Source organism: Parafilimonas sp. (assembly GCF_047606085.1).
In the GTDB taxonomy this organism is placed as follows: domain Bacteria; phylum Bacteroidota; class Bacteroidia; order Chitinophagales; family Chitinophagaceae; genus Parafilimonas.
Window position 1 is genome coordinate 1 of the sequence record NZ_JASGEX010000178.1, and the last position, 4,658, is coordinate 4,658.

The following is a 4,658-nucleotide window of genomic DNA, read 5'->3' on the forward strand; positions in this document are numbered from 1 at the left end:
CGGTGGTTATGTTTTATGCTTGTCTTGCTTAATGTAAAGCCAGCAACAAAAATAGGTTTGCACTTTTATCAATGATTGCACATTTTTATCCAACGAGGAGTATAACAAATAAAATTAAAGATATATCAAAAAGCCGGGTTATTGAAAATCAGCCAAAAATCCTTTTCATAATTTCGGCTTATTGGCACTTCCTCTCCTGCTATATGGACAATTTTTTGTTTTACCGATTCTATATGAAGAATGGATACAATGTACGACTTATGCACCCTTGCAAACCTTTTCATGGGCAATTTTTCCATCAGCAATTTCATAGTTAACCGTACTATTATGGGAGATTGGTTTTGCAGATAAATTTTAAGATAATTATCCAGGCCTTCAATAAATAAAATATCAGATAAGCTTATTCTTACAATACTATGGCCAGCTTTCAATACTAAGTATTCAGCCTTTTCAGCCAGGGCAGCTTTGTTCATCAGCTTATATTTTTCATTGGCTTTATTAACCGCTTTTTCAAACCTTTCAACCGAGAATGGTTTAAGCAGATAATCAACAGCCGCAAGCTCGTAGCTTTCCAGTGCATATTCGCTGTAAGAAGTAGTGAATATAAGCATGGGCCTATATGGCAGTGATTTATAAAACGCTATGCCTGAAATTGCAGGCATATTAATATCCAAAAACAGCAGGTCAACTATATTATTTTCAAAAAACTTTAAGGCAGCTTTTGTTTTTGAAAACCCTTTTTCAAATTGAAGAAAGTTAAACCGGCTGCTATAAGATTCAATCAGGTTCAATGCCAATGGTTCATCATCTATGGCAACAACTTTTATCATATTAATTTTAACGAGAGTGTAACAAAATAAGTTTCCCGGCTTTCATTAATCTCCAGATGATACTTACCGGCATACAGATGATCCAGCCTTTCTTTTGTATTCTTCATGCCTATTCCGGCAGGTTCCCGGTTTAAAACCTGAGCCTTTTTATTAAACACATGCAAATGCAGGCCATCCTGGGTAATTTGAACGGTTATTCCTATAATGCAATCATCTGTATCGGGGTTTGCACCATGCTTAAATGCATTTTCTATATAGGTGATTAAAATTAATGGCGCTATATTCATGGCGCCCGCATTGCCTGTGCAGGTAAACTGCACATTAATTGTGTTACCAAGCCTGGCACGCTGCAATTCTATATAGCTCTTTATATAATCCAGTTCATTTTTTAAAGGTATGGTGGAATGATTGGCCTCTTTAATAACATACCGCATAAGGCTTGAAAGATTTAAAATGGCTTCGGGCGCCCGATTATCTTTTTTTACAGAAAGTATATAAATACTGTTAAGCGTATTGAACAAAAAATGAGGATGTATCTGAGACTTGAGAGAAGAAAGCTCTGCTCTTAATTTTTCTTCTTTTGCTTCTGCCAGTTTTTCCCTTGTCCTCTCTAAAAGAGAGAAAAAAAGCGCAATAAAAAAAAGGTAGAAATGATGTTTTAGCTCGCTGAATAAAAAAGCAGTACCTGTAAGGGCGCCGCTATTTTTTCCGGTGAAACCCGGCCCTGCCGGCGCCGGGGGCGCATTGTTATTTACGTGGGGAAACCTCCCCGTGAGAAATGATGGCAGCGTTAAAACCACCATCAGAAAAAACAGTACCGAAATGATATAAAAAAAGTATCTGCGTTTAAAATAAAGATCCGGAAGCAGCAGGTAATAATTACAATAAAAGAATGACAACAACAGAAAGTTGCCGGTAATATCTCTTACAAAAGGCCTCGTTACAGTAAAAAATGGTTCGCCGGGCGGCCTTGTTGATACCAGCACAGGCATAAGCAGAAATACAATGTTAAAAAAAATATGCTTTAATAAGTTTTTATTATAGGGCAAATTGCTATCCATATATCCATTGCTGTAACGCTAAATTCGGTTTCTTTAATCATATCCGGCATTAATTGGGATAAATTATGGCTGCCTTATTAAAGCAATAATGTTCTGTACATTATAATTTGTTCTTTCCTGCTTATTTTTTATTGCGGTAAACAAGCCGCAGGTATCCTTTTTCAAGCGAATGGTAAAATATAATAATGAAGGAGGCTATGGCTGCCAGGGCCGGGCTGACAGAATAGGTTTGAGGATAGTACCAATAACAGAAGGGTATGATCAGCAGGCTGCAGATACGCAGCAGTTCAACATGAAATATCCAGCGCTTCTGTTCCATGATAGCGCCGCAATTAATAAGTGTGAGCATGATCGTAATGGTAAACGAAATTTTATACAGAACGCTTAAATGCGCTTCAAATAAAATAAATGCAAACAGTAATAACAGCAAAATGATCATTTGCCATATTACATACCTGTTCAGCGGCCTTGCCATGGTGGCCTGGTTTACGTGATGGATTTTAAAAATCGTTTCCGCTTTTTTTCTTGCTTCCGCATCAAAATTTGCCGGACGGCCAAAAATGACCCTGATTTTTTCTTTACCTGTTTTGGCCGATTTTACAGCCACCATTATCTCGGCAATAAAATGAAAATGCTGCCACAAAAAACTATAGGTGTTCAATGGCTTGGTTAAGCCATATTGCGGCTCCTCCTCCTCTTTTTGAAAAGTGCCGAATAATTTATCCCATATAATAAATACATCGCCATAATTCTTATCCAGGTACTTTTCATTGCTTGCATGATGCACCCTGTGATGCGATGGTGTAACCAGGATATATTCCAGTATACCTAACTTTCCTATCAGCCGGGTATGGATAAAAAAAGGGTAAATGCCATGTATCAGCAACATGGTTGTTATCATCGGCGCCGGAAAGCCAATCAGTGGCAATACGGCCCAGAAACCTGTGCGCACAAAAGCCTGCAATACCGTAATGCGCGCCGACACCGTAAAATTGTAATCTTCGCTTTGATGATGCACCACATGCACTGCCCAGAGCAGATTTATTTCGTGTGCAAGACGGTGATACCAGTACCATAAAAAATCCGTGCTTAATAAAAGCAATATCCAAAGCAATAAGCCTTCTTTTATAGGAAACAAACCATACTTCTTCTGAATAACATCATATATATGGTAAAATGAAGCGGTAACCAGCACATCGCACAGCCTTTCAGCAATTCCTATGCTAATGTTCGCAATAGAATTATGCAGGTTGAAATAAGCCTGCTTTTTTCGTTTTGCAATACAATATTCCAATAGCATAAAGCCGGCAAAAACCGGTATGGCAAAAGCGAGGATATTTATTTTCATAACAATATTCAGTTGAGCTTAAGCTGGTTTATAGCCTGCCTGGTTTTGTTTTATGAAACCGGTTTATGCACAGGTACAAAGCCTGCATTTTACTGTGCAGCATGAAAAACATTGGTTAAAACCGTTCTTATAAAAGCCTCCTTAAAATCCTTGGCCGAAAAGACTGCTGATTGTAAAGCCCCTCTCCTTTTGATAACTTGTCCCAACCATTCGGGAGGGATTTAGGGTGAGGTCAAACAAGGTTAACTGAACGACATTGAATGCACATACAACATCGCATAATGAAAACAGGAGCAGGGATATGTATGGCACATTTCATGACGCAAGAGTAATAAATATTTTAATTCCTACCAAATTAATAGGAGTTTATTAGCAATAATCAGGCTTGCTGCTTCTTCTTAGGTTTTGTTCTCCGCCACAGCGGATCATGTCCATGCCGCAAACGCAACGGAAGCGATGATTAACGGCAGGCTTCTTTTCTTCCGGTCAGCAAGTCTGTCGGTGTCAGCCCGAATTGTTTTTTGAAAGCGAATGAAAAATGCGACAAATTTTCAAAACCCAAATCAAGATAAATATCTGATGGCTTTTGATTTTTTTTGCCAATGAGAAAATAGGCTTCCTGAAGTCTTTTCTGAACTAACCAATGATTAGGTGTATCGTTGAAAATAGCCTTAAAGTCACGTTTAAATGCAGACAGGCTTCGTCCCGTTAAATAAGCAAACCGTTCAATGGCAACGTTGAATTTGTAATTGCGGTTCATATATGCTTCCAGGTTTATTTTTTCCGGTAACCCGAAATCAAAAAACACATCGGCTAATTCAGGCTGAACTTTCAGTAAGATAAGCAACAATTCTTCCCGTTTCAGGTTAGAAAATGTTTCATCAATTTTTCCTGAAATGTCGTAGTATGGTGATAGCGAATGAACAAAACCGGGTATCAGAGCCGTTTTGTTTATCCGAAGAAAAGCGCCTTTCGGCAGTTGCAATGTCAGGTCAGGCCTATGCTTGCTTTGAAAGCTCTTTAAAAATTGTTCATCAAAAATAATAACCACTTTTTCAAATTCTCCATTTTCACTTTGCTTGTTGTAACGTGCTAAATGATTCTTACGAACAACACAGTATTCACCTGATCTTAAGATATAATTTTTATTACTGTCATATCCTTGCATTGTTCCTTTTGCCAGGTACAAAAAGAAATGTTCGGCTATAAATTGTTCAGGCGAAATTTCAGGGCCTATATAGCAAGATTTTATTTCTGTCAGTTTCATTCGTGCAAGTTTGTTTTTTAATGGTCTCATGTAACCTCGCTATGTACATTTCCCTTGTGTGAAAAAAATTATCATGCTCGGTTTCATTCGTACAAGTTTGATTTTTCAATGGCCTCATGGAACGCCCTGATGTACATTCCCCTGTGTGTTGA

At 38.0% G+C, this 4,658-nt stretch carries 4 protein-coding genes; all 4 read right to left on the minus strand.

The window, feature by feature from the left end:
- Window positions 1-125: 125 nt before the first annotated feature.
- Complete coding sequence (locus tag QM629_RS15625; RefSeq protein ID WP_415160823.1) at window positions 126-830, minus strand: LytR/AlgR family response regulator transcription factor; 705 nt, start codon at window positions 828-830, stop codon at window positions 126-128.
- Window positions 827-1,891, minus strand: coding sequence for a sensor histidine kinase (locus QM629_RS15630; protein WP_415160824.1), 1,065 nt, complete (start codon window positions 1,889-1,891; stop codon window positions 827-829). Before QM629_RS15630 ends, QM629_RS15625 begins: the two co-directional genes overlap by 4 nt.
- Window positions 1,892-2,012: 121 nt before the next feature.
- A complete protein-coding gene (locus tag QM629_RS15635; RefSeq protein WP_415160825.1) occupies window positions 2,013-3,239 on the minus strand; it encodes a sterol desaturase family protein in 1,227 nt (408 codons plus the stop codon).
- Window positions 3,240-3,699: 460 nt separating this feature from the next.
- The gene (locus QM629_RS15640) at window positions 3,700-4,428 is read right to left on the minus strand and encodes a helix-turn-helix domain-containing protein (RefSeq protein ID WP_415160826.1); all 729 of its coding nucleotides are present in this window, start codon (window positions 4,426-4,428) and stop codon (window positions 3,700-3,702) included.
- Window positions 4,429-4,658: the final 230 nt, after the last annotated feature.

Coding starts and splice junctions, on each gene's coding strand:
- QM629_RS15635 (WP_415160825.1), bottom strand. CDS start 3,239: ATGAAAATAAATATCCTCGCTTTTGCCATACCGGTTTTTGCCGGCTTT.
- QM629_RS15630 (WP_415160824.1), bottom strand. CDS start 1,891: ATGGATAGCAATTTGCCCTATAATAAAAACTTATTAAAGCATATTTTT.
- QM629_RS15625 (WP_415160823.1), bottom strand. CDS start 830: ATGATAAAAGTTGTTGCCATAGATGATGAACCATTGGCATTGAACCTG.